The following is a 24304-nucleotide window of genomic DNA, read 5'->3' as shown; positions in this document are numbered from 1 at the left end:
TCTGGTGACACGATCGGGTGATGACTGATCAACGGGCGCGGATCGAGCTGCGGAAGCGGATCTACGGGACCGGTGATCTCAGCAGCATCCCGATCTTCGGCGGCGGCTTCATCAACTTCGGCTACTGGCGGGCGATCCCGCTCGACGGCGACCTCACCCTGGAACAGCGGATCGCCAGCCAGCAGGCGCTCTACGACCTGCTGCTGGACGGGCTCGACGTGGCCGGGAAGCGGGTCGTGGAGATCGGCTGCGGGCGCGGGAACGGCACCGCCTCGATGCTGCGGCGCGGGCCCGCGCTGGTCAAGGGCGTCGACCTGGTGCCCGAGCAGGTCGCACGGGCCGCCGGGGCGCACCGGGACGAGCGGCTGGCGTTCGTGCAGGGGTCGGCCTCGGACCTGCCGTTCGACGACCGGGCGTTCGACCGGCTGCTGTCGGTCGAGGCCGCGCAGCACTTCGAGGACGTGGCCGGGTTCGCCCGCGAGGCCCACCGGGTGCTCGCGCCGGGCGGCAGGCTGGCCGTGACCACGTTCTTCGCCAACCGCACGGGCACGGAACCGCAGATCGCGCGGCTGCTGGCGACGTTCGAGAACGGCCTCGACCTGGCGCACCCGATCGGCGCCGTGCTGGCCGACCTGCGGACCGCGGGCTTCGTCGACGTGGCCGCCGAGAACATCGGGGAGCACGTGTGGCCGGGGCTGGACAAGTGGATCGAGCAGGGCGGGGTGCGCAACGACTGGGACCGCAACTGGGTCAAGGTCGTGGCGCGCGGGCTGGCCGACTACTACCTGGTGACCGCGCGACGACCCGTTGAGGCAGGATCGGGAGCGTGACGACACATCCCGCTGCCGTGGTGCCGAACCCCCTGTTCACCGATCCCGAGACCGAGGCGAGGTGGCGCGCCCGCTTCACGGCGCCGCGGATGTCCGCCCCGTCCTGGGCGGAGAACGCGCCCGACCGGAACCTGTACCTGTCCAACGCGGACGGGGTGTGGGAGGTCTACGCCTGGGACCGCGCGGACGACTTCCACCGCAAGGTGACCGACCGGCCGAACGGCACGTCGCACTACCGGATCAGCCCGGACGGCGAGTCGATCTGGTGGTTCGCCGACCACGACGGCGACGAGTTCGGCCTCTGGGTGAACGAGCCGTTCGCCGCGGACGGCCGGGATGCGTGGACGGCCGTCGAGGGCGTGCCCGCGGGGTACTCGGCGGGCCTGGAGATCGGCGAGGACGTGACCGCGGTCGGCGTGTCCACCGACGACGGCACGTCGGTGTGGCTGTCGCGCAAGGGCGGCGCGGCGGAGGTCGTGTACTCGCACGAGAACGACGGCGGGCTGGACGCGCTGTCCAAGGACGAGACGCTGCTGGTGATCTCGCACTCCGAGCACGGCGACAGCAGGCACCCCGCGCTGCGGGTCCTGTCGGTGGAGACCGGCGCGGCGGTCGCGGAGAAGTGGGACGGCGAGGGCAAGGGCCTCGGCACGATCGCGTTCAGCCCGGTGGTGGGCGACAACCGGGTGCTGGTGCTGCACGAGCGCCGCGGCCGCGAGGAGCTGCTGCTCTGGGACGTCGAGGCGGACACCGAGTCCGAGATCGTGGTCGACCTGCCGGGCGAGATCGTCGCGGACTGGTACCCGGACGCGACCGCACTGCTCCTCGTGCACACGTTCGAGGCGCGCAACACGTTGTACCGCTACCACCTCATGACCGGCGAACTGTCCCAACTGGACACTCCACACGGGACGATCGGGGCCGCGGCCGTGCGTCCGGACGGGACGGTCGAGTACTCCTGGTCGTCCGCGGCGCACCCGCCGGTGATCCGCGCGCTGGCGGCGGACGGCGCGGAACGCGTGCTGCTGGAGGCCGAGGGCGCGAAGGCACCCGGCTCGCAGGACGTGGCGGACGTGTTCGTGGACGGCCCCGGCGGCCGCGTGCACGCGCTCGTCGCCCGGCCCGCCGGTGCGCCGGACGGGCCGCTGCCGACGGTGTTCAGCCTGCACGGCGGTCCGCAGTCGGCCGACGAGGACCGGTTCTCCGGCTACCGCGCGGTGTGGCTGGACGCGGGCTTCGCGGTCGTGCACGTGAACTACCGCGGCTCCACCGGGTACGGCTCGGCGTGGCGGGACGCCATCGAGGGCAGGCCGGGGCTCACCGAGCTGGCCGACGTGGCCGCGGTGCACGACTGGGCGGTCGAGTCGGGCTTCGCCAACCCGGCCAAGTGCGTGGTCAACGGCGCTTCGTGGGGCGGCTACCTGAGCCTGCTGGCGCTGGGCACGCAGCCGGAGCGCTGGGCCGTCGGCACGTCGATGATCCCGGTGGCCGACTACCTGGCCGCCTACGAGGACGAGATGGAGCCGCTGCGGGCGTTCGACCGGGCGCTTTTCGGCGGGTCGCCGGAGGAGCTGCCCGACCTGTACCGCGAGTGCTCGCCGCTGACCTACGTGGACGCGGTGCGCGCCCCCGTGCTGGTGCTGGCGGGCGAGAACGACCCTCGGTGCCCGATCCGGCAGATCGACAACTACCTGGACCGGTTGGCGGAGAACGGCTCGGTGTACGAGGTGTACCGCTGGAACGCGGGTCACGGGTCGCTGGTCATCGACGAGTCGCTGAAGCAGACGGCGGCCGAGGTCGCGTTCGCGTTGCGGCACCTGGGCGAGTAGCACCGGATCGGCCGCCGCGGGGAGGATCCCGCGGCGGCCGCCCGGTCAGGCCTGCTGGGCCTGCCACATCCAGTGCGCCTGCTCGACCTGCTTGGTGATCCCGATCAGCAGGTCCTGGGTGACCAGGTCCGACTTGTCGGTCGACTCGATCCGCTCCCGCAGCCGCTCGACGAGCTTGGCCAGGGTCGTGACGACCGCGGCGATCACGGTGTCCTCGTCCTGCCAGCCCTCGGGGAAGTCGAAGACGGACCCGTCGGCGACGGTGCGCACCTTGCCGTTGGGCGAGACGCCGATGGCGCTCGCGCGCTCGGCGACCTCGTCGGTGTAGGTCCGGGCGAGGTCCACCAGCTCGTCGAGCTGGAGGTGCACGCTGCGGAAGTTCTTCCCGACGACGTTCCAGTGCGCCTGCTTCGCGATCAGGGACAGGTCGACCAGGTCGACCAGGGTGCTCTGGAGCACCGCTCCGACCGCGTCCTTCTCCGCTTGGGCCAGCGGGGAACTGATCGGGGACTTGACTGGCATGACTTCAGCGCCTCCTTCAGACGGTGGCGGTCACGGCCACCTCGATGTTGCCGCGAGTCGCGTTGGAGTACGGGCACAGCTGGTGCGCCTCGTGGACGAGCTTGTCCGCCACGGCCTGCTCGACACCCTCGACGCGGGCGACGAGGTCGACGGTCAGGTGCATGCCGGGAACGTCGTCGACGCGGCCGATGCCGACCTTCGCGGTCACCTCGGTCACGCCGATCTCGATCTTGGCGATGCGCGCGGACGCCCGCAGCGCGCTGTTGAAGCACGCGGCGTAACCGGCGGCGAACAGCTGCTCCGGGTTCGTGCCACCACCAGGACCCCCCATCTCCTTGGGGATCGCGACGAGCTCGTCGAGCACGCCGTCCGAGGAGCGGATCTCGCCGTTGCGACCTTCACCGACGGCGACCGCTTCGGCCGTGTAGAGCACGTTCATGTGACGCTCTCCCTTGAGCTGGAGGTGGATGTCCGGAGCTTTGTACTCCGTACAACCACGCCACGACACTGTTCGACTCCCGGTCGTGGGGCAACTCACCCGCCCAAGGCGTACCCGAAGGCGTGAGGCTCAACCCGTCCGCGTGAGGGCGAACTCGGCGACCTGGCGGCCGATCAGCCGCAGGGTCTCGGCCACGGCGGGGTCCGAGCAGCCGCCGTCCAGGTCGAACGCCACGTCACCCGAGTTCACCGCCGCGCCCAACGGCGTCGGCCAGCCGCGCAGCGCGTGCACGATGGACCGCAGCGCGGTCAGCGTCGTGACGGAAGCCTGCCAACCCTGGGCGGCGGCGACGCAGCCGATGGCGCGGTCGGTGAGGTACGGGCGCTCGTCGGTGCGCAGGTCCTCGACGTAGTCCAGGGCGTTCTTCACCAGACCGGACACCGTGCCGTGGTAGCCGGGCGACACCAGCACCACGCCGTCGGCGGTGCGCAGCGCCTCGACCAGCCGCGCGGCGGCCTCCGGCCGGTCCGGCACCTGCGGGTCGTAGAACGGCAGGACCAGGTCGGGGCCGGTGATCTCGACGGTGTGCGCCCCGGCCTCCCGTGCTCCCGCCAACGCGATCCGCATCGCCCGCTCGGACTGCGAGTTGGGGCGGATCGAGCCGCCGATGCCCACCACGGTGACCGTCATTCGTCGAGTTCCTTCCACAGTGCCGGTCTGCACCGTACGACCTCCAGCGCACTGGAGGTCCACCCGGTCGGGATGCTCGTCACATCGGCTACCGGCGAGTAACCTCTGGTCCATGTCGAAGCTCGCCGATTCACTCCCCGTCGGTGTCCTCGCGGGCGCGCTGCGCTTCGCGTTCGGCCTCCCCGCCCCCGTGCGGCGGCTCATCACCGGCAAGCCGGTCGTGCTGGACGGCCAGCGCCTGCACCCCGACGCGCAGCTCCTGCTCAGGCTCCAGCAGCTCGCCGGCCAGGACTGGGACACCGCGTCCCCCGCGCACAACCGGGCCGCGCTCGCGCAGAGCAGCGCGCTGGTGTGCGGTCCGGTCGTCGAGGGCGTCGGCGTGCGCCCGGTGCGCATCCCCCGCGACGGCGGGGAGATCGCGGGCCGCGTGTACGAGCCGGTCGGCCTGGCCCCGGACTCGGCGCTGCTGGTCTTCTACCACGGTGGCGGCTGGGTCAGCGGCGACCTGGACAGCCACGACAACCTGTGCCGGTTCCTCGCGCTCGAAGCGGGCGTCCGGGTGCTGGCCGTCGACTACCGGCTCGCCCCCGAACACCCGTTCCCGGCCGCCGTGGACGACGTGATGGTCGCGTTCGAGTGGGCCGTGGAGCACGCCGCCGACCTGCGGATCGACCCGGCGCGCATCGCGCTGGGCGGGGACAGCGCGGGTGGCAACCTGGCCGCCGTGACCGCGCTGCGCGCCGCCCGCGCCGGTGGCCCGAAACCGGTGTTCCTGCTGCTGCTCTACCCCGCCGTGGACGCCTCGTCCAAGCGCCGGTCGCGCGAGCTGTTCGGCAACGGGTTCTTCCTCACCGACGCCAAGATGGACTGGTTCCGCGACCACTACGCGCCCGAGGAGGCGTCGTGGGTCGACGAGCGGCTGTCCGTGCTGCTCGCCGACGACCTCGGCGGCCTGCCGCCCACCTACCTCGCCGTCGCGGGCTTCGACCCGTTGCGCGACGAGGGCGAGGCCTTCGCGGAGAAGCTGGCCGCGGCGGGCGTGCCGGTCGTGCTGCGCCGCCACGAGGGCCTGTTCCACGGCTTCGCCAACGTCCTCGGCCTCGGCGGCATCTACCGCGAGGCGGTGTCCGAGGCCGTCGGCTCGCTGCGCACCGGCCTGGCACTCGCCAACTCCCGCCAGGACCTGTCCGAGACGGCCTGACCTACTGCCTGCTCGCGCCGTCCTTGAGCAGCGTGGCGAACGCCGCGGGCGTCCTGGCCAGCCTGCCGGGCCACCACCTGGTCAACGCGAAGGCCCACGCGCACGCGGAGCCGCCGAAGAAGACCAGGAACAGGGGCAGGTCGTCGGCCCGCATGGCCGCCGCGAACACGGCGGCCAGGATCGAGGCGCTGGACAGCAGGCACAGGAAGACCACCGCGCTCTCGAACCGGACGAGCCTGGAGTCCCGGTAGGCCTCCGCGAGGTGGCCGCCACCGGGGCTCGCCCGGTGCACCCACCGCAGCGGCGCGGTGACGGCCCCGACCGCGACGGGCGCCCAGACCAGGAACACCGCCGCCAGCACGTGGACGAGCACCTCGGGCGGCAGGGCCAGCTCCTCCACGACGGCGACGGCCCCTCCCGCGACCAGTGCCGCGACACCGGCGCTGACCGTCAGCAGCACCGCTTTCAGGTAGCGCAGCACGGTGACGCGCACGGTCAGGTTGTGCTTCGCCAGCGACAGCTCCATCTTCGCCGCCTCGGACTCCAGCGTCCTGGGCAGGCTCGCCGACAACCGGAAGACGTACCCCAGCCTCTGGTCGTCCCCGGCCGCGCCCGCCGGGATCCGCCGGGCGGGCGGCGTGTCGAAGACGCGGTGCACCCGCTCGTCGAAGCGCCGCCGCCACCTGTCGTCGTCCGGGATGACGACCCGGCCGTGCTCGGTGTGGAGCCCCGCGACCACGTCGTACATGCGAGGCGTCAGCTCGCCCTCGGGCACCCGCAGGCCGGTGAGCGCGAACCTCGGGTTGAAGACGACGGACGGCTCGTCGTCCTCGTGGTGCGGAACCGCGTGCTCGGCGCCGAAGCTGTGGCCGGTGAAGAAGAACGCGGTGAGGTCCTCGAGGATCAGCAGGAAGCCCCAGAACGGCAGGACGAGCGCCACCGCGATCCCCGCGCCCAGCAGCACCGCGGCGTCGCCCTGCACGGACCAGACCGCCACCACGCCCCCGACCACCCCCGGCAGGACGCTGTTGAGCAGGACGGGGAGGAGGACCACCAGCCCCGCGCCGCCGAGCAGGTAGCAGGCGGACCGGGTGAAGGTGGACAGCCGGACCTCGGCCCGCTGCAGGAAGTCGCGCAGCGCGCCGCGCGCCTCGGCCGCGTCCGGGACGCCCTCCCCCGGCTTGTCGACCAGCGCGTCGTACTGGCGCACGAGGTCGCCGTCCGCGCCGACCAGCTCGTCCACCCGCTGCACCTCACCGCGTCTCGGGAGCTGCTTGCCGCGGACGAAGTTGGACACCCTGGCACCCGACGTGCCCAGTTCGACGGCCAGCTGGGTCTGCGTGATCCCCTTGTTGCGGATCCACTCCTTGAGCTGATCTCCGAAAATCCGGTAGTCGGGACCCTTCTCACCACCCGATTCGACCAAGACGCGTACTCCCATTCGCTTTTCACGAGCTGCTGAAAATCCGTATCGCCGAAAAGCATCGGGTCGTTAGTCGAAAATCCACCACATCAGGGCATTGTTGGTCGAACCCATTTGTGCCCTCATCCACGCCGAAACGCGACCGAACCGGCAGCCGCTCGTGCGAATTCTTCAGCCGACGCCGAAAGCTCCCGGAAAGGGCAGGTCAGCGCGCCGAGTGCGCTGAACGGGACGGAAGGGCCCCGGTGACGGCGGTGAAAGTTGAAGGTCGGTCTCCGCGCGGGCTCAATGGAGGAGCACCGAATTCGTCGTCCCGGTCGACCCGAGTCCGACCGGGAGTCCAACCGCGGGAGTCGCCATGTCCGAGAAGGGTCGTCGCACCTACCGACTGCGAATGCTCGACCTCGTCGCATTCCTGGCCGCCCTCACCGGCGTGCTCGCGCTCATGTGCTTCACCGCCCGACCGGTGACGGAGGTGGCCACCGCCGCCGGTGTCGTCGCACTGCTGTACGCGCCGTGGAACGGGAGGACCGGAGGAGGGACGGGTTCGGACGACGAGGTCGACCCGTGAGACGACGTGGAACGGCCCCGGAGGCGCTCGGGAAAGCGCTTCCGGGGCCGTTCCGCCGTGGTGGGAGTGCGGGTCTGGCTAGCTGCTCACTTGCCGAAGGCCGCCGCGATGCGGTCGCCGGTCTCCTTGTCGATGTTGCGCCAGTACTCGAACACGCGCTCCAGCACCGGCGCGGAGACGCCGTTGCTCGCGTGGCCGACTACGGTGTCGACGAGGCGGTCGCGCTGTTCCTGGGTGAACACCTCGCGGACCATCGTGCCCGCCTGGCCGAAGTCGTCGTCCTCGACGTGCAGCTTGTACGCCGCTCGCACGGGGGCGTCCTCGACGCCGTAGGAGGTCGTCACCTCACCGGCCAGCGCGGGGTTGGCGTGCGGGCCGCCGTAGGAGTTCGGCGCGTAGACCGGGTCGGCGGAGTTGGTGTACCGCATCGCCCCGTCCTTGGAGTAGGAGTTCACCGGCGACTTGGGCCGGTTCACCGGGAGCTGGGCGTAGTTCGCGCCGATGCGGTACCGGTGCGCGTCCGGGTAGGAGAAGATGCGGCCGATCAGCATCTTGTCCGGGGACGTGCCGATGCCGGGCACCAGGTTCGTCGGCTCGAACGCGGACTGCTCGATCTCGGCGAAGTAGTCGGCCGGGTTGCGGTCCAGGGTCAGCTTGCCGACCGTGATCAGCGGGTAGTCGGCGTGCGGCCACACCTTGGTCAGGTCGAACGGGTTGAACCGGTAGTTCTCGGCCTCCGCGTACGGCATGACCTGGACCTTGAGCGTCCAGCTCGGGAACTCGCCGCGCTCGATGGCGTGCCACAGGTCGGCGCGGTGCGCGTCGGCGTCCTCACCGGCGATCCTCGCGGCCTCCTCCGACGTGAGCGTCTCGATGCCCTGGTCGGTCTTGAAGTGGTACTTCACCCAGAACTTCTCGCCCGCCGCGTTCTCCCACAGGTAGGTGTGCGAGCCGTAGCCGTTCTGGTGGCGCCACGTCTTCGGGATGCCGCGGTCGCCCATCAGCCAGGTGACCTGGTGCGCGGTCTGCGGCTGGAGCGTCCAGAAGTCCCACTGCATGTCGTGGTCGCGGCGGCCGTTGTCGGCGCGGCGCTTCTGCGAGCGGATGAAGTCCGGGAACTTGATCGGGTCGCGCAGGAAGAACACCGGGGTGTTGTTGCCGACGAGGTCGTAGTTGCCCTCGGAGGTGTAGAACTTCAGCGCGAACCCGCGCGGGTCGCGCCACGTGTCCGGGGAGCCCAGCTCGCCCGCGACCGTGGAGAAGCGCAGCAGCGTGTCGGTCTTCACACCCGGCTGGAACAGCGCGGCCTTGGTGAACCGGCTGACGTCCTCGGTCGTCTCGAAGTGCCCGAAGGCGCCACCGCCCTTGGCGTGCACCACGCGCTCGGGCACGCGCTCACGGTTGAACTGGGCGTTCTTCTCGATGAGGTAGTGGTCCTGGAGCAGGATCGGCCCGTTGGCGCCCAGGGTGAGCGAGTGGTCGTCGCTCGCGACCGGGATGCCGACGTTGTTCGTGGTGTGACGCGGTTCGGTCACGCGGGTAGCTCCTCGTCCTGTCGTGGTACCTGGCAGTCGCCGCACAGCCCCCAGAAGGTCACCTCGGCCTCGTCCACGGTGAAGCCCGCGGCGTCCGAGGGCTCGAGGCAGGGGGCGGCGCCGTGCACGCAGTCGACGTCCACGGTGCGGCCGCAGCGGCGGCACACCAGGTGGTGGTGGTTGTCGCCGGTGCGGGTCTCGAACCGGGCCGGGTGGCCCGCGGGTTCGATCCGCCGCACCAGCTTCACGCGGGAACACGTGTTCAGCACGTCGTAGACGGCCTGGGTGGACACCGTCCCCAACCGCCGTCGCACACCCTCGGCGACCTGGTCGGCCGTCGCGTGCGGGTGGTCGGCGAGCCATTCGAGCACCGCCAGCCGGGGCGCGGTGATCCGCAGTCCGGCTTCTCCGAGGAGCTCGCGGGGTCCTGGTGTCATGGCCGTTCCATGTGACCACGTTTTCTGGAACGAGTCAAGAAAACGAGGGGTTAAAGTCGTTGCCCCATCAGGGGAACATGGGTCGGTGAACATCGCCCGGTACCTCAGCGTCCTCCGCCTGCCCCGAGTCCGCCCGGTGATGGTGCTGATGCTGTTGGCCCGGATCCCCACCACGGCCGCGGGCATGACCCTGACGCTGCACGTGGTCCTGTCCCTCGACAAGGGCTACGGCGCCGCGGGCCTGGTCGGCACCGCGGGCACCATCGGCATCGCGCTGGGCGCCCCGCTCATGGGCAGGCTCACCGACCGCCGCGGCCTGCGCGCCATGCTCGTGCTCAGCACCATCACCGAGGGCCTGTTCTGGTTCAGCGCCCCGGTGCTCCCCTACCCCGTGCTGCTGGTGACGTCGCTGCTCAGCGGCCTCGTGACGATCCCGACCATGTCCATCGGCAGGCAGGTCCTCACCGCGCTCGTCCCCGTCGACCAGCGCCGCACGGCGCTCGCCGTCGACTCGATGGCCGTCGAGGTCGCCTACATGGCGGGCCCGGCGCTCGGCGTGCTGCTGACCACGCGCGCCACCAGCCAGGTCGCGCTGTGGAGCGTCGGCGCCGCGATGGTCGCGTCCGGGATCGCGCTCTACGTCGTCAACCCGCCCATCCGCAACGAGGAGGAGAACGCGGTCGTCGAACGACCCGCCCGCCGCGAGTGGCTCACCCCTCCGGTGCTCGGCGTCCTGCTCACCTCGGCGGGCGCGATCATCGTGCTGGCGGGCATGGAGGTCGCGCTGGTGGCGGCACTGCAGGAGCAGGGGCGGGTCGAGTGGACCGGCGTGCTGGTGATCGTGATGTGCGCCGCGTCGCTCGTGGGCGGGTTCGTCTACGGCGCGGTCAGCCGCCCGCCGTCACCGCGGATGCTGATGACCGCCCTGGGCGCGCTGGCGATCCCCGTCGGCCTGTCCACCGGCTCGGTGTGGGTGCTCGCACTGGCACTGGTCCCCGCGAACCTGATGGCCGCACCGGTGATCGCCAGCACCGGCGAGGTGATCACCCGCCTCACGCCCGCGTCCGTGCGCGGCGAGGCGATGGGGTTGCAGGGGTCGGCGTTCACGCTGGGAGCGGCGGCCGGGGCACCGCTGGCCGGGTTCGTGATCGACCACTCGTCGGCCGGGTGGGGGTTCGTGGTCGTCGGCGCGGTCGGGGTGAGCATCGCGGGCATCGGCGTGCTGCTGGACCGCCGCGCCGCGAACCTGGTGGAGGTGTAGGGCGCGGAGCACGGCCTGGACCACGGGTCCCCCCGTCGTGAGGACCCCCCGACGCACACGCTACGGGTGGGGTACGACATTTTCGGGTGGTCGATGCCTGAGGTGGTCGACGTCCGGGGTGGTCGAAGCTCGGGCGAGCGGCGAGCGGCGAGCGGCGAGCGGCGAGCGGTGTCCGCGCGGCCGCGGTCGGCGCGGTCGGCGTCCGGATGCCTTCTGGGTGGTCAGGGGGCGGTGAGGGCGCCCGCGAGGTCGCGGAAGGCGTGGTAGGTGCGTTCGACGAGGGGGCGGGACCGGGCGTAGTGGGTGACGGCGTCGGGGTCGGGCTTGATCGTCGCGGTGGGGACGACGAGGTCGGCGGCGGTGGTGAGGGACGGCAGGGTGCCGAGGGCGCGCCAGGCGAGCAGGGCGGCGCCGACGCCGGAGCCCTCGCTGTCGTCGGCGAGCTCTAGGTCCATGCCGAGGGCGGAGGCGAGGACGGTGGCCCAGAGGTCGCTGCGGAAGGCGCCGCCGGTGACGCGGATGGAGTCGACGCGGGCGTCGGTGGAGCGGACGGCGTCGAGGACCAGTGCGAGCTGCTGGCCGACGCCTTCGACGAGGGCCCTGGTGATGTCGGCCCTGGTGTGTTCGCGGCGCAGCCCGACGAGGGTGGCGCGCGGGTCGGGGTCCCACCAGGGGGCGCGTTCGGCCAGCAGGTACGGGAGGGCGAGCAGGCCGTTGGCGCCGGTGGGGACGTCGGCGGCTTCGGCGAGGAGGGTGCCGACGTCGGTGCCGAAGGTGTCGGCGGCCCACTGGGCGACCACGCCGCCGTTGCTGACGGCGCCGCCGAGCACCCACAGGCCCTCGGCGATGGCGTAGCAGAAGACGCGGCCGCGGTCGTCGACGCCGGGGCGGTCGCGGACGACGCGGAGGGCGCCGCTGGTGCCCAGCGACAGCGCCGCGACGCCGGGGGTGACGGCGCCGACGCCGAGGTTGGCCAGCGGGCCGTCGCCGCCGCCCATGACGACGGGCAGGCCCGCGGGCAGGCCGGGGAGGTCGGCGGTCAGCGGGAGGGAGTCGGTGGGGGCCAGCAGGTTCGGCAGCTGGTCGGCCGTGATGCCGGTGAACGCCAACGAACCGGGGTGCCAGGCGAGCCGGTGGATGTCCATCAGGCCGGTGCCCGACGCGGAGGAGTGCTCGGTGGCGAGGTGGCCGGTGAGGCGCAGGGCCACGAAGTCCTTCAGACCGCACCACCGGGCCGTCCGCGCCAGCTCGGGCTCGTACCGGGTGAACCAGGCGAGCTTCGACAGCGGGGCGAACGGGTGGATCGGGGTGCCGGTGACCTGGTGGAGGGCGGCACCCTCCTCGGTGCCGCGCAGCAGCGCGGTCTGCTCGGTGGCGCGGTTGTCGGCCCAGCTCAGCGAGCCGGTGAGCGGGGTGCCCTCGGCGTCCACGGCCAGCAGCGTGTGCATGGCACCGGTCAACGACAGGGCCACGACCTCGACACCGGAGGACGCGCACCAGGCGGCGACCTCGCGCAGCGCCTGGAAAGCGGCGTCCAGGACCTGGACCGGGTCGTGCGTGGCCTCGCCGGACGGGGTCGTGTGCAGCGGGTAGCCGTGTTCGGCGCCGAACAGCACGCGAGCGGTCTCGTCGACCGCGATGACCTTCGTCGCGGTCGTTCCCAGGTCGACTCCGAGCACTGCCTGCGCCATGCGGGAGACGCTACTCAACGGGGCGCCCCCGACGTGAGTCGGAAGCGCCCCGGTCGAGGTTCCGGTCGGCCTACAGCCGGTCGGCGAGGCCCTCGGCGATCTCGTAGGTGTTGAGCGCGGCACCCTTGCGCAGGTTGTCGCCGCACACGAAGAAGTCCAGCGCGTTCGGGAAGTCCAGCGCCTGGCGCACCCGGCCGACGTAGGTCGGGTCGCCGCCGACGACGTCCGCCGGCGTCGGGAACGACTTCGCGGCCGGGTCGTCGACCAGCACGATCGACGGCTGCGCCGCGAAGATCTTGTGCGCCGCCTCGACGGTGACCTCGCGGACGAACACCGCGTGGACCGCGAGCGAGTGCGTGGTCACCACGGGGACGCGGACGCAGGTCGCGGAGACCTTGAGGTCCGGGATGCCGAGGATCTTGCGGGACTCGTTGCGGACCTTGAGCTCCTCGCTCGTCCAGCCCTCGTCCTTGAGCGACCCGGCCCACGGGATCACGTTCAGCGCCAGCGGAGCCGGGAACGGGGAGTCCGCCACCGGCAGGCCCGCCGCGTCGAGCACCTCGCGGACGTCGCCCGCGCGGACGCCGACGTCCTTGCCCGCCACCGCTTCCAGCTCCGCGCGCAGCCGGTCGATCGCGGCCTGGCCGCCACCGGAGGCCGCCTGGTAGGACGCGACGACCAGCTCGCGCAGCTCGAACTCCCGGTGCAGGGCACCGAGGGACGCCATCATCGACAGCGTCGTGCAGTTCGGGTTCGCGATGATCCCCTTGGGCCGGTTGGAGATCTGGTCCGAGTTGACCTCGGGGACGACCAGCGGCACCTCGTCGTCCATGCGGAACGCGCCGGAGTTGTCCACGGCCACCGCGCCGCGCGACGCCGCGATCGGCGCCCACTCCGCGGAGACCTCGTCCGGCACGTCGAACATCGCGACGTCGACACCGTCGAACGCCTCGGGCGAGAGCGCGACGACCGTCAGCTCCTCGCCGCGCACGGTGATCTTCTTGCCCGCCGAGCGGGCCGAGGCGATCAGCCTGATCTCGCCCCACGGCACGCTTTCGCGGCCGTTCATGATGTCGACCATGACGGTGCCGACGGCACCCGTCGCGCCGACCAGTGCCAGAACCGGGCCCGTCATCGTCCACTCCCCGCGTACACCACGGCCTCTTCGTCGCCGCCCAGCTCGAACGCGTCGTGCAGCGCGCGCACGGCGTCGTCGAGCTGCGTGTCGCGGCAGATCACCGAGATGCGGATCTCCGAGGTGGAGATGATCTCGATGTTGACGCCCGCGGTGGCCAGCGCCTCGCAGAACGTCGCGGTCACGCCGGGGTGCGAGCGCATGCCCGCGCCGATCAGCGACACCTTGCCGACGTGGTCGTCGTAGAGGACGGCGTCGAAGCCGATGTCCTCGCGCGCCTTGTTCAGCGCCGCGACGGCGCGCGGGCCGTCGTCCTTCGGCAGCGTGAACGTGATGTCGGTGCGGCCGTCGGCGGCGCGCGAGATGTTCTGCACGACCATGTCGATGTCGATCTCGGCCTGCGCGACGACGCGGAAGATCTTGGCCGCCACGCCGGGGTGGTCGGGCACCGCGGTCACGGTGACCTTGGCCTCCGAGCGGTCGTGCGCGACACCGGTGATCATCGCCTGTTCCACGGGATGGTCCTCCACTGACCCGGACACGATGGTCCCTGGCTTGTTGCTGAACGAGGAGCGGACGTGCACGGGGACGCCGTAGCGGCGGGCGTACTCGACGCAGCGCAGCATGAGCACCTTGGCGCCGCAGGCCGCCATCTCGAGCATCTCCTCGTAGGTGATGGTCTCGAGCCGCTTGGCGTTGGGCACGATGCGGGGGTCGGCGGTGAACACGCCGTCCACATCGGTGTAGATCTCGCAGACGTCGGCCTTGAGCGCGGCGGCCAGCGCCACCGCGGTCGTGTCCGTGCCGCCCCGACCGAGGGTGGTGATCTCCTTGCTGTCCTGGCTCACGCCCTGGAAGCCCGCGACGATCGCGATCGCCCCGTCGGCCAGCGCGTCGGAGATCCGGCTCGGCGTCACGTCGATGATGCGCGCCTTGCCGTGCACGGACGTCGTGATCACGCCCGCCTGCGACCCGGTGTAGGACCGCGCCTCGGCGCCCAGCGCGTGGATCGCCATCGCCAGCAGCGACATCGAGATGCGCTCACCGGAGGTGAGCAGCATGTCGAGCTCGCGGGCGGGCGGCACCGGGGACACCTGGCGGGCCAGGTCGAGCAGCTCGTCGGTCGAGTCGCCCATCGCGGAGACCGCGACGACGACGTCGTTGCCCGCCTTGCGGGTCGCGACGATGCGCTCGGCCACCCGTTTGATCCGCTCGGCACTTCCGACCGAGGAACCGCCGTACTTCTGGACGACGAGCGCCACCGACTGACCTCCTTGCGGATCAAATTCCCACGTCGCGGGCAGCCTACCTGTGTCAAGGAGTGGACAGCCGGGCCCGTGACGGGCACTACTCTCGTGCGGGTGTCGACAGTCGAGGCGGTGTCAGCTCCCCCGGACGTGCCCAGCGGCGCACCTGCGCTGCGCGAGCGGCTGGAGCGGTTCCTGAGACACCCGGTGGCCCTGCAGATGGCCCCCGGCGTCGTGTTCCTCCTCGTCCGCGAGCTCGGCCTGTTCGTGCTCCAGCTGATGGCAAACCGCTGGCACAAGAACGTGACCACCGCCCTCACCTCGTGGGACGGCCAGTGGTTCCTCGGCATCGCCGAGGGCGGTTACGGGGGTGTGCCGCGGAACCTGGTCGACGCGTTCGGCAGGCGCAGCGCGGAGACGCCGCTGGCGTTCTTCCCCGGTTACCCCGCGCTGGTCCGCTGGGTCGACGGGCTGCCCGGTGTCGAGCTGCGCGGCGCGGCGTTCACGGTGAGCCTGGTGAGCGGGCTGTTCTGCGCGTACGGCCTGTTCCGGCTCGGGTCGAAGATCCGGGAGGGCTCGCCGAGGGCCGGACTGGTCCTGGTGGCGCTGTTCGCGGCGTCGCCGATGGCGGTCGTGCTGTCGATGACGTACTCCGAGGCCACGTTCTGCGCGCTGGCCGCGTGGGCGCTGGTCGGCGTGGTGGAGCGGAAGTGGGTGCTGGCGGGCCTGTGCACGGCGGCGGCGGGCCTGGTCCGGCCGACGGCCGCGGCGCTGCTGCTGGCCGTGGGGCTGGCCGCGCTGGTCTCGGTGCTCACCCGCAAGGACGGCTGGAAGCCGTGGGTGGGCGGCCTGCTCGCGCCGCTGGGCCTGCTGGGCTACCTCGGCTACGTGGCCGCGCGGACCGGGCAGCTCGACGGCTGGTTCGCCGTGCAGCAGCGCGGCTGGGACTCCCGGTTCGACGGCGGCGCGGCGACCTGGAAGTTCGCGCTGGCGAACCTGGGCGAGCCCCGGTCGGTGCTGGAGCTGACCACGGTGTGGATCCTGCTGATCGCGGTCGCGCTGGTGGTGCTGGGCTTCCGCCGGAGGCTGGAGTGGCCGCTGCTGGTCTACGGGATCGGGGTGCTGCTGATGGACCTCGACTCGAACGGCCTGATGAACTCGAAGGCGCGCCTGCTGCTGCCCGCGTTCACGCTGCTCGTCCCGGCGGCGCTGGCGATCGCGAAGAGGCGGACGTCGACCGCGGTGGCGCTGCTGTCGGGGCTCGCGGTGTTCAGCGCGTGGTTCGGCGCCTACGCGATCACGGCCTGGCAGTACGCGATCTGATGATCCCCGCCATCGAGCAGAGGTGGAGCCCGCGGGCGTTCGACCCGGTGGCCGAGGTGTCGCCCGCGCGGATGCGGGTGGTGCTGGAGGCCGCGCGGTGGGCCGCCTCGCACGGCAACACCCAGCCCGCCCGGTTCCTGCTGGGCTACCGCGGCGACGACACCCACCGGCGGATCCTCGCGACGCTGCGGCCGCGCAACCGGACGTGGGCGCACCGCGCGTCCGTGCTGCTGATCGGGGCCGTGGTCACCGCGGACGAGCGCGGCGAGCTGCCGAACACGGTGTACGGGCTGGGGCTGGCGGTGCAGAACCTGGTGCTGCAGGCCGTGGACCTCGGGCTGGTGACCCACCAGATCGGCGGGTTCGACAAGGACGCTGCGCGCGCGGAGTTCGGGATGCCCGACGACGTGGAACCGGTGGTGGCCATCGCCCTCGGCCACCTCGGTGACGTGGCGGACCTGCCGGAGGAGCTCCAGGCCAGGGAGACGCGGCCGCGCAGGCGGCGTCCGCTGACCGAGCTGGTGTTCGGCGGCACGTGGGGCGGGCCGGTCGAGCTAGGCGAGCCTGCGGACCAGCTTGAGCACGAGTGACCTGACCACGAGCCAGAAGAGCGCGGCGACGCCGTAGTTCACGACCACCCCGAGCGTCGCGTCCTGCGGTGCGAAGAGGTCGTGGAAGCCCAGTGCGAGCGGACGCGCCCAACCGGCGACGAAGGACGTGATGCCGTTGTCGGGGTTGGCGTGGCCCACGGTCAGCACGACGTGGGCGACGAGGACCAGCGCGACGGCCAGCCCCGCCCAACCGACGACACCGGCCACGGCGCCCACGACCTTGGTGCGGACGCCGCGACCGGCGGCTGTCTGGTTTTCGGCCATGCCACCAGTGTGGCACGAACTTACCGGCCAGTAGCAGGCTAGCGAGCGAGGAGACGGGCGATGAGACCCGTGACGACCAGCCAGAAGACGGCAGCGAGACCGTAGTTGATGATGATGCTCAGGTTGTAGCTCTCGAAGCTGAACAGGCCCGGGAAGAAGAGCGCCAAGGGCTCGGCGAGCGACTTCACGAACGAGAAGAACGCGTTGGCCTGGTTAGCGCCGAGCACGATCATCAGGATGTAGACGATCTCGATGACCGCGAACAGCGCGCCAACACCGCTGATCACCCTGGCAGCCGTGTAGCTGCCGCTGCGAGTTCCTGTACGCCATCTGGACATGTGAAAGAGATTCCCGTCGAGATGCTCCACCAAACACGATCTGGACACGTTCGGGTGAAGTTCCACCATGTGGACGAATGGTTCCGGCCGAGCGGGAATTCTGGGTACTGTGTCGGACGTGGCGCGTGCCCTCCTGCTTCGCTGCCGTGACGGGGTCTGACCAGACCGGCCCCCCGTCGCGGAGTCGAGCGTTGCCGCCGGTCGTCTGCACCCCAGCGACCGCAGGAGCCACCAGATCATGACCACCAGCCCCGACGCGTACACCTCCGGCACCAGCCGTCTGCGCCCGCCGTCCCGGCCCGCGCCGTCCGAGCAGCCGAAGTGGAACACCCAGCGCGGCAGCTCGATGCCCTTCCACCGCTACCGCTCCTTCGCCGACGAGGTCGAGCCCGTATCGGTACCCGACCGCACGTGGCCGTCGAAGACGATCACGACCGCGCCACAGTGGTGCGCGGTCGACCTGCGCGACGGCAACCAGGCCCTGATCGACCCCATGTCGCCGGCGCGCAAGCGCAAGATGTTCGACCTGCTGGTGCGGATGGGCTACAAGGAGATCGAGGTCGGCTTCCCGGCCGCCTCGCAGACCGACTTCGACTTCGTCCGCGAGATCATCGAGGACGGCGCGATCCCGGACGACGTGACCATCCAGGTGCTGACCCAGTGCCGCCCCGAGCTGATCAAGCGGACGTTCGAGTCGCTGGACGGCGCGCCCCGCGCGATCGTGCACTTCTACAACTCCACGTCGATCACCCAGCGCCGGGTCGTGTTCCGCTCCGACCGCGAGGGCATCAAGAAGATCGCCGTCGACGCCGCGAAGTACGCGCTGGAGGTCGCCAAGGAGTACCCGGAGACCGAGTTCCGCTACGAGTACTCCCCCGAGTCCTACACCGGCACCGAGCTGGACTACGCGCTCGAGGTCTGCGACGCCGTCACCGAGGTCGTCCAGCCCACCCCCGAGCTGCCGATGATCATCAACCTGCCCGCCACCGTCGAGATGGCCACCCCGAACGTCTACGCCGACTCCATCGAGTGGATGTCGCGCAACCTGGCCCGCCGCGACTCCATCGTGCTGTCGCTGCACCCGCACAACGACCGCGGCACCGGTGTCGCCGCCGCCGAGCTGGGCTACCTGGCGGGCGCCGACCGCATCGAGGGCTGCCTGTTCGGCAACGGCGAGCGCACCGGCAACGTCTGCCTGGTGACCCTGGGCATGAACATCTTCAGCCAGGGCGTCGACCCGCAGATCGACTTCTCCGACATCGACGAGATCCGCCGCACCGTCGAGTACTGCAACCAGCTGCCCGTGCCCGAACGGCACCCCTACGGCGGCGACCTGGTGTTCACCGCGTTCTCCGGCAGCCACCAGGACGCCATCAAGAAGGGCCTGGAGGCCCTGGAGGACGAGGCCAAGGCCGCGGGCCAGCACGTCGACGCCTACCCGTGGGACGTCCCGTACCTGCCGATCGACCCCAAGGACGTCGGCCGCAACTACGAGGCCGTGATCCGGGTCAACTCGCAGTCCGGCAAGGGCGGCGTGGCCTACCTGATGAAGACCGAGCACCACCTGGACCTGCCCCGCAGGCTGCAGGTCGAGTTCTCGCGGGTCATCCAGGAGGTCACCGACACCCAGGGCGGCGAGATCGGCCCGAAGGACATGTGGGACGCCTTCGCCGACGAGTACCTCAACCCGGCCGTGCCGCTGAAGCTGGTGGGGCACCGCATCTCCAGCGACGACAGCGGCCACGCCGAGATCACCGCCTCGATCTGGGCCGACGGCGAGAAGGTCGAGATCACCGGCAACGGCAACGGCCCGATCGCGGCGTTCGTGGACGCGCTGGCGTCCGTCGGCTACGACGTGCGGGTGCTGGACTACGTCGAGCACGCGCTCACCGCGGGCGACGACGCACGGGCCGCGGCGTACCTGGAGTGCGCGGTGGGCGACCGGGTGCTGTGGGGCGTCGGCATCGACCACTCCACCACGGCCGCGGCGCTGACCGGCATCGTGTCGGCGGTGAACCGGGCGAACCGGTAGCGGCTCCTGACGCCGATGGCGTGGCCACCCGTCCTGGTGGTCACGCCATCGGCGTTCTCAGGCCGGCTTGGAGACCGGGTCGGGTTCGGCGTCCGACTCCAGTTCGGCGGCGGCCTTGGCGGCGCGGCGCTTCATGAACCAGGCGGTGCCGATGCCGAACAGGACGGCGGCGAGGAGGCCGATCCAGGAGAAGCGGCTGAGCCACTTCTCGGCGACGATGCCGAGGTAGTAGATGACGGCGGTGGTGCCGCCCGCCCAGACGATGCCGCCGAGGGCGTTGGCGGTGAGGAACTTCCAGTAGCGCATGTGCAGGGCGCCCGCGAGCGGGCCCGCGAAGATGCGGAGCAGGGCGATGAAGCGGCCGAAGAAGACGGCCCACATGCCCCAGCGCTCGAACGCCTTCTCGGCGGTCGCGAGGTGCGCGGGCCCGAAGTGCTTCGGGAACTTCCGGCCCGCCCAGACGAAGAGGGGTTTGCCGCCCTTGCGGCCGATGGCGTAGCCGATCGAGTCGCCGACGATCGCGCCGGTCATCGCGGCGCCCGCGACGGCGACCGGGCTGACGACGTGCTGTGCGGCCAGCAGTGAGGCGCTGACCAGCACGATCTCACCGGGCAGCGGGATGCCGAGGCTTTCCAGGCCGATCACGAACCCGACCAGGAGGATGATCGCCAGCGGCGGGATCGTCTGGAGCCACTCGTTGATGTGCACCTCCGGATCCTGCCAGGAGCTGAGGGAATGCTGAAGTTCCACAGGGGTTTCCCGCGCCCGTGGCGTCCTGGGCGGGCGGTGGCTGTGGGAATGCTGAAGGTCTCCCGGCTCGGGCGCCGATTCCACGGCACGGGCGTTGCACGGTTCATGGACGCCGCAACAGCCAGTCTGCTCGTGCTCTTCCTGGTCGCGGTGGTGCCGTTGGCACCGACCGAGGCGGTTCTGATCGGGTACGGCGTGCTGGCCGCCTCGGGCGAGCTGCCGCTGGTGTGGGTGATCGTCGTGGCGGCGGTGGGCTGCACGCTCGCGGACTTCGTCAACTTCGGGATCGGGCGCGGGCTGGGGATGCGCGCGTTGCGGCGGTTCAACCGGAGCTCGGGGTCGCGGGCGGTGGTGTCGTGGACCGCCGGTCAGCTGGCCGACCGGGGTGAGTCGATCCTGGTCGCGATCCGGTTCGTGCCCGGCGGCGGCATCATCGGGGCGCTGCTGGCCGGGTCGCTGCGCTGGCCGCGGCGGCGGTTCCTGCCGGTCGCGGTGGTCGGCGCGACGCTGTGGAGCGCGTACGCGGCGCTGCTCGGGTACGTCGGCGGCCAGGTCGTCACCGAGCCCGTGCTGGCGATGCTGATCTCGCTGGGGGTCGCGCTGCTGGTCAGCGTGCCCGCCGGGATGCTGGTCAGGGCGACCCAGCGGCGGGTCGTGGAGGCCGCCGCCGCTACGCCGACGCCGATGGCCGCGTGAGCCGGGCGTCCACGGCCCTGCGGGCCAGCTCGTAGGCGCCGGGGGCGTCGTGTAGGACGGCCTGGACGTTGGCCGCCTCCAGGAACGCGATCAGCTCGAACGCCAGCAGGTCCGGGTCGTCGTCGAGACCGGACTTCGCCACGGCGTCGCGGATCAGCGCGGTCCACTTGGTGCCCGCCTCGGCGACGGCGTCGCGGACGCGGCCGGGACGTGAGCTGAACTCCGGCTGGACGGCGGCGAAGAAGCAGCCGCCGGGGAACGTGCGGCGCTCGGAGTAGTCGAGCCAGCCCTCGCACAGCGCGCGCAGCCTCGGCAGCCCCGCCGGGCCATGGAACGCGGGCCTGACGACCCGGTCGACGAAGATGTCGGTGGCGAGCGCGACCGTGGCCAGCTGGAGCTCCTCCTTCGAGCCGAAGTGCGCGAAGACGCCGCTCTTGCTGATCTCCAGCTCGGTCGCGAGCCTGCCGATCGAGAGGCCTTCGAGGCCTTCGACCGACGAGATGTCCGCCGCCCGGCGCAGGATGAGGCGCCTGGTCTGCTCGCCGCGTTCGATCCGGCCGTCCACGCGTGTCACGAGGTCCACCGTAGCTCTCCTGTTGACAGGGTTCGGGCACCAGGTAATAGTACGACCGTTCGTACAGTTTCTTTGGTCTTGGGGGTTGGGATGTCGGACTTGCTGGAGATGGACCGGCGGGCCTGCGCGCTGAACGTCGAGCTGATCGAGGGCCTGACGGAGGCGGAGCTGGACATGGCCACGCCGTGCACGGAGTGGACGGTGCGCGGTCTGGTGCAGCACCAGGTCGACTCGACGCTGTCGTTCACGGCCGGGGCGCGCGGGGTGCCCCTCGGGGAGTCGCGGCCGCTGGGCGACGACCCGCTGGGGGTCTACCGGGCCACGATGGAGCTGGCGTGGGGCGTGTTCGGCTCGCCGGGGCTGATGGACCGCGACGTCGAGTTCCCCGGTTACGGGCCGCAGAAGGGGCGGGTGCTGGTCGCCGCGCACTTCGTGGACAACCTGGTGCACGCCTGGGACCTGGCCCGGTCCCTGGGCCGCGAGTACGAGCTGGAGGCGGACCTGGCCGAGGCCGCGCTGCGGATCGTGGCGAGGTACCCGCACGGGATCTCGGCGTTCGCGCCGCCGGTGGAGGTCGACGCGGGGGCGTCGGTGACCGACCGGCTCGTGGGACGGCTGGGGCGCTCGCCGCGCTGGCCCGCCTGACCGCGGAACGCGAACGGCCCGCGGAGGGGTCCGCGGGCCGTTGCGCTGGTGCGGTGGCCGCTCCCCGCCGGGGAGCGGCCACCGCGCTAGGGCGTGTGTCGAAGTCTCGTTCGATGGGAGTCGCGCCTGAGGCGGCCGCGAACACGGACTTCGACACACGCCCTAGGGGTTGAGGGCTTCCGTCACGGAGACGGGGCCGACGAGGGGGACGTCCGGCGAGATGCCGTCCTCCTCGATGAGCACGGCCTCGACCTCGTGCGGCTTGATCTGCCCGCTGCGGATGTCCTCCGCCCAGTGGCAGGCCACCTTGTGGCCGGGCTCGACCTCGCGCAGGACCGGGCGGTCCGTGTCGCACTTGGTGTTCTGCTTCCACGGGCACCTGGTGTGGAACCGGCACCCCGTCGGCGGGTTCGCCGGTGACGGGAGGTCGCCCTGGAGCAGGATGCGCTCGCGCCGGTCCTCGACCTCGGGGTCCGGCACTGGGATCGCCGACAGCAGGGCCCTGGTGTAGGGGTGCAGCGGCTCGGCGTACAGGTCGTCCGAGGTCGCCTCCTCAACCAGGCCGCCGAGGTACATCACGCCGACGCGGTCGGAGATGTGCCGGACGACGGCCAGGTCGTGGGCGATGACCAGGTAGGTCAGGCCGAACTCCTGCTGGAGGTCCTCCAGCAGGTTGACGACCTGGGCCTGCACCGAGACGTCCAGCGCCGAGACCGGCTCGTCGGCGATGATGAGGTCCGGTTCGACCGCGAGGGCCCTGGCGATGCCGATGCGCTGGCGCTGGCCGCCCGAGAACTCGTGCGGGTACTTGCGCAGCGAGGTCGACGGCAGGCCGACCGAGGACAGCAGCGAGCGCAGGCGCTTGGCCGTCGCCGCCTTGTCCTTGTCCATGCCGTGCGCGTGCAGACCCTCGACCAGGATGGACTCCACCGACTGGCGGGGGTCCAAAGAGGACATCGGGTCCTGGAACACCATCTGCATGCGGCGGCGCATGGTGCGCAGCTCTTCGCCCTTGAGCGACGTGAGGTCGGTGCCGTCGAAGACGACCCGGCCCGCGGTCGGCTCGGTCAGGCGCAGGACGCCGCGGCCCAGGGTGGACTTGCCGCAACCGGACTCGCCCACGAGCCCGTAGGTCTCGCCGCGGTGGATCTCCAGGTCCACGCCGTCGACGGCGTAGACGTGGCCGACCGTGCGGTCGAGGACGACGCCCCGCTTGATCGGGAAGTGCACCTTGATGCCCTCGATGGACACCAGCGGAGCGGTCATGCCGACACCTCCTGCGGCACCTCGGGCTGAACGGGGTTGTGGCAGCGCAACAGCCTGCCGCCGCCCAGGTCTTCCTGGACCGGCGTCCGCTCACGGCAGATGTCGAGCGCGTTGGGGCAGCGCGGTGCGAACGCGCACCCGTTGTCCCACGGGATGTTGTCCGCCACGGAACCCCGGATCGGGTTCAGCCGCTCGCCGCGAGGGGCGTCCAGCCGCGGGATCGAGGCGAGCAGCCCGTGCGTGTACGGGTGGCGCGGCTGCGCGAACAGCTCGTGCCGCTGGGCCTTCTCCACGACGCGGCCGCCGTAGAGCACGTTGACCTCGTCGCACAGACCGGCGACGACGCCGAGGTCGTGCGTGATCATGACCAGCGCGGTGCCGAGGTCCTTCACGAGGCCCTTGAGCAGCGTGAGGATCTGCGCCTGGATGGTCACGTCGAGCGCGGTCGTCGGCTCGTCGGCGATGAGCAGGCGGGGCCTGCACGCCAACGCGATCGCGATCAGCGCGCGCTGGCGCATGCCGCCGGACAGCTGGTGCGGGTACTCGGTGAGCCGCCGCGTCGGGTCGGGGATGCCGACCTTCTCCAGCAGCTCGGCCGCCTCGACCATGGCCGTCTTGCGGCTCAGGCCGCGGTGCCGTTCCAGCACCTCGGTGACCTGCACGCCGATCGGGATGACGGGGTTCAACGAGGACAACGGGTCCTGGAACACCATGCCGAGGTCGCGGCCGCGCTTGTCGCGCAGCTGCTTGTCGGACAGGCGCAGCAGGTCGGTCCCCTCGAAGTCCACCGTCCCGCTGACCTTCGCGCCGCGCTTGGGCAGCAGGCCCATGATCGCGAGCGAGGTGACGGACTTGCCGCAGCCGGACTCGCCGACCAGGCCGACGGTCTGGCCGGGTTCGACGTCGAAACTGACCTGGTCCACAGCGGTGAAGGACGGTTCGCCCTTGCGCTGGAACTGCACGGTGAGGTCACGGACTTCCAGTAGTGCCATCG

General features: G+C 71.3%; 25 protein-coding genes. 10 read left to right on the top strand and 15 right to left on the bottom strand.

Features of this window, described 5'->3' with window-relative positions:
• Positions 1-20 precede the first annotated feature (20 nt).
• Complete coding sequence (locus CLV43_RS02110) at positions 21-830, top strand: class I SAM-dependent methyltransferase (protein WP_106185226.1); 810 nt, start codon at positions 21-23, stop codon at positions 828-830.
• Complete coding sequence (locus CLV43_RS02105; protein ID WP_245886069.1) at positions 827-2659, top strand: S9 family peptidase; 1833 nt, start codon at positions 827-829, stop codon at positions 2657-2659. The genes CLV43_RS02110 and CLV43_RS02105 overlap by 4 nt, the downstream gene beginning before the upstream one ends.
• 45 nt (positions 2660-2704) lie before the next feature.
• Here CLV43_RS02105 and CLV43_RS02100 read toward each other — a convergent pair whose 3' ends face one another.
• The 3 genes from CLV43_RS02100 to CLV43_RS02090 all read right to left on the bottom strand — a co-directional run bounded on the left by CLV43_RS02100 (position 2705) and on the right by CLV43_RS02090 (position 4310).
• Positions 2705-3181 carry a Dps family protein gene (locus CLV43_RS02100; protein ID WP_106185225.1) on the bottom strand — a complete coding sequence of 159 codons (477 nt, stop codon included), beginning with the start codon at positions 3179-3181 and terminating at the stop codon, positions 2705-2707.
• 16 nt (positions 3182-3197) lie between these two features.
• Positions 3198-3620, bottom strand: a complete 423-nt coding sequence (locus CLV43_RS02095; RefSeq protein WP_106185224.1) for an organic hydroperoxide resistance protein — start codon at positions 3618-3620, stop codon at positions 3198-3200.
• Between the two features lie 129 nt (positions 3621-3749).
• On the bottom strand, positions 3750-4310 hold the full coding sequence (locus tag CLV43_RS02090) for an NADPH-dependent FMN reductase (protein WP_106185223.1): 561 nt from the start codon (positions 4308-4310) through the stop codon (positions 3750-3752).
• A 112-nt stretch (positions 4311-4422) separates the two neighbouring features.
• Here CLV43_RS02090 and CLV43_RS02085 point away from each other — a divergent pair, with 112 nt between their 5' ends.
• A complete protein-coding gene (locus CLV43_RS02085; RefSeq protein WP_106185222.1) occupies positions 4423-5511 on the top strand; it encodes an alpha/beta hydrolase in 1089 nt (362 codons plus the stop codon).
• Between the two features lies 1 nt (position 5512).
• Here the strand turns inward: CLV43_RS02085 and CLV43_RS02080 are convergent, their stop codons facing one another.
• Positions 5513-6937 (bottom strand): helix-turn-helix domain-containing protein, encoded by a 1425-nt coding sequence (locus tag CLV43_RS02080; protein ID WP_170155668.1) that lies wholly within the window; start codon positions 6935-6937, stop codon positions 5513-5515.
• Positions 6938-7292: 355 nt separating this feature from the next.
• Here CLV43_RS02080 and CLV43_RS46945 point away from each other — a divergent pair, with 355 nt between their 5' ends.
• A complete protein-coding gene (locus CLV43_RS46945; protein WP_146174614.1) occupies positions 7293-7505 on the top strand; it encodes a hypothetical protein in 213 nt (70 codons plus the stop codon).
• Between the two features lie 86 nt (positions 7506-7591).
• Here CLV43_RS46945 and CLV43_RS02075 read toward each other — a convergent pair whose 3' ends face one another.
• Together CLV43_RS02075 and CLV43_RS02070 are read right to left on the bottom strand one after the other, a co-directional pair.
• Positions 7592-9040 (bottom strand): catalase, encoded by a 1449-nt coding sequence (locus CLV43_RS02075; protein WP_106185220.1) that lies wholly within the window; start codon positions 9038-9040, stop codon positions 7592-7594.
• Complete coding sequence (locus tag CLV43_RS02070) at positions 9037-9477, bottom strand: Fur family transcriptional regulator (RefSeq protein WP_106185219.1); 441 nt, start codon at positions 9475-9477, stop codon at positions 9037-9039. The genes CLV43_RS02075 and CLV43_RS02070 overlap by 4 nt, the downstream gene beginning before the upstream one ends.
• An 85-nt stretch (positions 9478-9562) precedes the next feature.
• On the opposite strand from CLV43_RS02070, the gene CLV43_RS02065 reads away from it, so the two are divergent.
• Complete coding sequence (locus CLV43_RS02065) at positions 9563-10738, top strand: MFS transporter (protein WP_211304196.1); 1176 nt, start codon at positions 9563-9565, stop codon at positions 10736-10738.
• Positions 10739-10959: 221 nt separating this feature from the next.
• Here the strand turns inward: CLV43_RS02065 and CLV43_RS02060 are convergent, their stop codons facing one another.
• The 3 genes from CLV43_RS02060 to CLV43_RS02050 form a co-directional block, all read right to left on the bottom strand.
• A complete protein-coding gene (locus CLV43_RS02060; RefSeq protein ID WP_106185217.1) occupies positions 10960-12429 on the bottom strand; it encodes a gluconokinase in 1470 nt (489 codons plus the stop codon).
• A 70-nt stretch (positions 12430-12499) separates the two neighbouring features.
• Positions 12500-13564 (bottom strand): aspartate-semialdehyde dehydrogenase, encoded by a 1065-nt coding sequence (locus tag CLV43_RS02055; protein ID WP_106185216.1) that lies wholly within the window; start codon positions 13562-13564, stop codon positions 12500-12502.
• Entirely contained in the window at positions 13561-14826 is a 1266-nt protein-coding gene (locus tag CLV43_RS02050) for an aspartate kinase (RefSeq protein WP_106185215.1), read from the bottom strand. Before CLV43_RS02050 ends, CLV43_RS02055 begins: the two co-directional genes overlap by 4 nt.
• A gap of 99 nt (positions 14827-14925) precedes the next feature.
• Here CLV43_RS02050 and CLV43_RS02045 point away from each other — a divergent pair, with 99 nt between their 5' ends.
• Entirely contained in the window at positions 14926-16134 is a 1209-nt protein-coding gene (locus CLV43_RS02045; protein ID WP_245886068.1) for a hypothetical protein, read from the top strand.
• The gene (locus CLV43_RS02040) at positions 16134-16724 is read left to right on the top strand and encodes a nitroreductase family protein (RefSeq protein ID WP_106185213.1); all 591 of its coding nucleotides are present in this window, start codon (positions 16134-16136) and stop codon (positions 16722-16724) included. Before CLV43_RS02045 ends, CLV43_RS02040 begins: the two co-directional genes overlap by 1 nt.
• Here the strand turns inward: CLV43_RS02040 and CLV43_RS02035 are convergent.
• On the bottom strand, positions 16689-17009 hold the full coding sequence (locus CLV43_RS02035; protein ID WP_106185212.1) for a hypothetical protein: 321 nt from the start codon (positions 17007-17009) through the stop codon (positions 16689-16691). The two genes, CLV43_RS02040 and CLV43_RS02035, sit on opposite strands and share 36 nt — an antisense overlap.
• A gap of 38 nt (positions 17010-17047) precedes the next feature.
• A complete protein-coding gene (locus tag CLV43_RS02030) occupies positions 17048-17377 on the bottom strand; it encodes a hypothetical protein (protein WP_245886067.1) in 330 nt (109 codons plus the stop codon).
• A gap of 208 nt (positions 17378-17585) precedes the next feature.
• Here CLV43_RS02030 and leuA point away from each other — a divergent pair, with 208 nt between their 5' ends.
• A complete protein-coding gene (leuA, locus tag CLV43_RS02025; RefSeq protein WP_106185211.1) occupies positions 17586-19379 on the top strand; it encodes a 2-isopropylmalate synthase in 1794 nt (597 codons plus the stop codon).
• A 57-nt stretch (positions 19380-19436) separates the two neighbouring features.
• On the opposite strand, the gene CLV43_RS02020 is transcribed toward leuA, so the two are convergent.
• Complete coding sequence (locus CLV43_RS02020) at positions 19437-20087, bottom strand: DedA family protein (protein ID WP_106185210.1); 651 nt, start codon at positions 20085-20087, stop codon at positions 19437-19439.
• 147 nt (positions 20088-20234) lie between these two features.
• On the opposite strand from CLV43_RS02020, the gene CLV43_RS02015 reads away from it, so the two are divergent.
• Positions 20235-20825: a DedA family protein gene (locus tag CLV43_RS02015; RefSeq protein WP_106185920.1), complete on the top strand. Its 591-nt coding sequence runs from the start codon at positions 20235-20237 to the stop codon at positions 20823-20825.
• Here CLV43_RS02015 and CLV43_RS02010 read toward each other — a convergent pair.
• Complete coding sequence (locus CLV43_RS02010) at positions 20800-21399, bottom strand: TetR/AcrR family transcriptional regulator (RefSeq protein WP_106185919.1); 600 nt, start codon at positions 21397-21399, stop codon at positions 20800-20802. The two genes, CLV43_RS02015 and CLV43_RS02010, sit on opposite strands and share 26 nt — an antisense overlap.
• A 90-nt stretch (positions 21400-21489) precedes the next feature.
• Between CLV43_RS02010 and CLV43_RS02005 the strand changes: the two genes are divergently transcribed.
• Positions 21490-22044 carry a TIGR03086 family metal-binding protein gene (locus tag CLV43_RS02005; RefSeq protein ID WP_106185209.1) on the top strand — a complete coding sequence of 185 codons (555 nt, stop codon included), beginning with the start codon at positions 21490-21492 and terminating at the stop codon, positions 22042-22044.
• Positions 22045-22206: 162 nt separating this feature from the next.
• Here CLV43_RS02005 and CLV43_RS02000 read toward each other — a convergent pair whose 3' ends face one another.
• Together CLV43_RS02000 and CLV43_RS01995 are read right to left on the bottom strand one after the other, a co-directional pair.
• Entirely contained in the window at positions 22207-23310 is a 1104-nt protein-coding gene (locus tag CLV43_RS02000) for an ABC transporter ATP-binding protein (protein ID WP_106185208.1), read from the bottom strand.
• Entirely contained in the window at positions 23307-24302 is a 996-nt protein-coding gene (locus CLV43_RS01995; protein ID WP_106185207.1) for an ABC transporter ATP-binding protein, read from the bottom strand. The genes CLV43_RS02000 and CLV43_RS01995 overlap by 4 nt, the downstream gene beginning before the upstream one ends.
• Positions 24303-24304 lie beyond the last annotated feature (2 nt).

Origin of the sequence: Umezawaea tangerina (genome assembly GCF_003002815.1) — a bacterium.
Lineage (GTDB): Bacteria > Actinomycetota > Actinomycetes > Mycobacteriales > Pseudonocardiaceae > Umezawaea > Umezawaea tangerina.
The sequence above is the reverse complement of the archived record's forward strand: the minus strand, read 5'-3'. Positions and strand labels throughout refer to the sequence as shown.